Raw genomic sequence first — 2,930 nt, 5'->3', positions numbered from 1 at the left:
GGTACCAAGATAATTTTCCACGTGGTGGACGACAGCTCCGGCGTGGACGTGGCGACCATCGAGTTCACCGCCCAGGACGCCTCGAAGAATGTCCAAAGCTTCGCCCTGGCCTTCAGCGTCGGCGGTCCCTCCCCGACCGGTGTCATCTCCGGGATCCTGCACATTGACGACATAGACCCTCTCGACGTCGTCTGCACCTTCACTCCCGACTCGGAACTGCCCTAAGCCGACGCCATCACCTGCTCCGTGGCCGCCGTGCTGGCCGACGCACTGGGCAATGAAACCCACCATGACATCGTCTGGGGCTTCACGACCGAGAACGTCCCGAGAGTGCAAAACAGCACCTGGGGCGAGATAAAGGCGCTGTACTAGCAACCGTGGGCGTGTGGAGGGCGTTTTTGATGACCGGGGGCGGGTGAAGGCGCTGTACTGATTCTCTTCGGTAAAAAAACGGGCGGCCGAGCGGCCGCCTTTTTTATCGCCTGGAAAATTGAACCCCGGGACGTTATACTATAAATGAGGGTATTTTTAGCATTCACCACTTTAAAGGGAGGTTACGATGAAAAAGCTTTTCTGGATACTGTTCCTCGTCGCGGCGACCCTCGCCGCCAACGCCCTGCGGACCGTCAGTACCCCCCCGAACGCCCATCCCCAGCCCCCCACGGTGTACGAGTTCTACTGGGATGACGGGATCATGGCCCAAGGTTGGATCTGGTTCACCGGGGGCAACTACTGGGCCGTGCAGTTCGACGATGTCAAGACCGGCGGCGAACCCGGCGTGATCACCAACTACGGTGTTTACTCCTATTCATCGGGCTGGCCGGATGGGTCGGGTCAAGGCTGCTATATGCACACCTTCGCCGATCTGGGCGGCTATCCGGGCGGCGAGCTGGACCGCACCTACTGCCCTCTCGAAATCAGCGGATACGAGTGGACGCCCCCCGAGACCGATCCCCTCCTCGTGACCACCGGCACCTTTTACATCGCCTTCGAGCAGATAGGCGTCTACCCCGACTGCGATTCAATCTGCGTGGACGGTGCGGCCGGCACGCACAACTGGACCGGCTACCAGGGCTCATGGTCCCCGACCACCATGTTCGGGGATTTCATGCTCCGCTGCTACTGGGACGACCAGCTGCCGGCCGTCGAGGAGGTCACCTGGGGGCAGGTGAAGGCGCTGTATTAGAAGGTTTCAATCCGGGGGAGGGGCGGCCGCAAAACCGCCCCCCGAATGCGCCTTGAAAGCACACCTTGCCGACGCTCGATTTATGTGCTAAATTATTCGATTGGGTTTAAAAGTTCCTTCACTATGGGAGGGGAATGTCATGCGAAAGGTGTTTTTTGGAATCGCCGTCCTGGTCCTGGGCGCCGCGACGTATCCCCTGACGCTGTCCACCACCGGACCGCCCATCAACGCTCATCCTCAGCCCCCGGCGGAGTATGAGTTCTACTGGGATGACGGGATCATGGCCCAAGGTTGGATCTGGTTCACCGGGGGCAACTACTGGGCCGTGCAGTTCGACGAAGTGAAAACCGGCGGCGACGCCGACGGTATGGTCACCGCCTCCGGGGCCGCGACCTGGCCGAGCTGGCCGGACAGCACCTATCAGGGCTGCTACATGCACGTGTTCAGCGACGATGGGGGGTATCCCTACGCGGACCTCGACCGCACATACCTGGGGTTCACCGATCCCGGCTCCTTCGAGTGGATTGACGCCGACGTCGCTCTGTCCACCAGCACCTTCTACATCGCCTTCGAGCAGATCGGCAATTACCCGACCTGCGATTCGGTGTGCGTAGACGCGGGCGGCGGCACGCACAACTGGACCGGCTACCAGGGTTTCTGGGGTAAAACCACGATTCACGGTGGTGACTTCATGCTCCGCTGCTACTGGGAGGGCGAACCCGGCTGGGACTACAGCCCGCCCGAGGTGACCGGCATGGATCCCGCCGACGGCGCCGATGGCGTGCCCGTTGACACCACCATCATCTTTCACGTTGTGGATGACTATTCCGGCGTGGATGTAGCAACCATCGAGTTTTACGTCGAGGACGCCTCACGGGGTCCCGTGCACGTCAATCTGGCCTACAACACCGGCGGTCCCTCCCCCACCGGCGTGATATCCGGTGTCCTGTACGTTGACGACGCGGACCTCCTCGACGTAGTCTGCACCTTCACTCCCGATGACGACCTGCCCTATTCCATCACCTGCACCGTCCCGGCCGGTTTGGCCGACATAGCGGGCAATGAGACAGAGAACGATATCGTCTGGAGCTTCGAAACACAAGCGGAACCCCGTGTGACCAACACCACCTGGGGCGAGATAAAGGCGCTGTACTAGAAGGTTTCAATCCGGGGGAGGGGCGGCCGCAAAACCTCCCCCCGAATGCGCCTTGAAAGCACACCTTGCCGACGCTCGATTTATGTGCTAAATTATTCGATTGGGTTTAACAGTTCCTTCACTATGGGAGGGGAATATCATGCGAAGTTTGTTGTTTTTACTCATCGTCCTGGTTCTGGGCGCCGCGGCCTATCCCCTGGCGCTCTCCGGCACGGGACCGTCCATCAACGCCCACCCCGACCCGCCGGCGGAGTCAGAGTTCTACTGGGACGACGGAACGTTGTCCTATTTTTGGTGCTGGTACACCGGCGGCAACTACTGGGCCGTGCAGTTCGACGATGAGAAGACGGGTGGCGTCGAGAACGGCGTGGTCACCGCCTATGGAGCCGCGACCTACCCTGACTGGCCCGACTCTACCTACCTGGGCTGCTACATGCACGTGTTCGACGACGATGGGGGGTATCCCGGCGCGGACCTCGACAGCACCTACCTGGGGTTCACCGATCCCGGCTCCTTCGAGTGGATTGACGCCGCCGTCGCCCTGTCCACCAGCACCTTCTACATCGCCTTCGAGCAGATCGGCGATTA

4 protein-coding genes are annotated in these 2,930 nt (G+C 60.8%); all 4 read left to right on the top strand.

Annotated features, from left to right (window positions below):
* Positions 1–225: hypothetical protein (locus tag NTW26_08755; protein MCX7022342.1), on the top strand; the 225-nt coding region annotated here is incomplete at its 5' end.
* A 334-nt stretch (positions 226–559) separates the two neighbouring features.
* Complete coding sequence (locus NTW26_08750; GenBank protein ID MCX7022341.1) at positions 560–1,186, top strand: hypothetical protein; 627 nt, start codon at positions 560–562, stop codon at positions 1,184–1,186.
* A gap of 139 nt (positions 1,187–1,325) precedes the next feature.
* Positions 1,326–2,342, top strand: coding sequence for an Ig-like domain-containing protein (locus tag NTW26_08745; GenBank protein MCX7022340.1), 1,017 nt, complete (start codon positions 1,326–1,328; stop codon positions 2,340–2,342).
* 139 nt (positions 2,343–2,481) lie between these two features.
* A partial coding sequence (locus NTW26_08740; GenBank protein ID MCX7022339.1) for a hypothetical protein occupies positions 2,482–2,930 on the top strand: 449 nt, incomplete at its 3' end.

The sequence above is a fragment of the bacterium genome (assembly GCA_026398675.1).
Lineage (GTDB): Bacteria > RBG-13-66-14 > RBG-13-66-14 > RBG-13-66-14 > RBG-13-66-14 > RBG-13-66-14.
The sequence above is the reverse complement of the archived record's forward strand: the minus strand, read 5'-3'. Positions and strand labels throughout refer to the sequence as shown.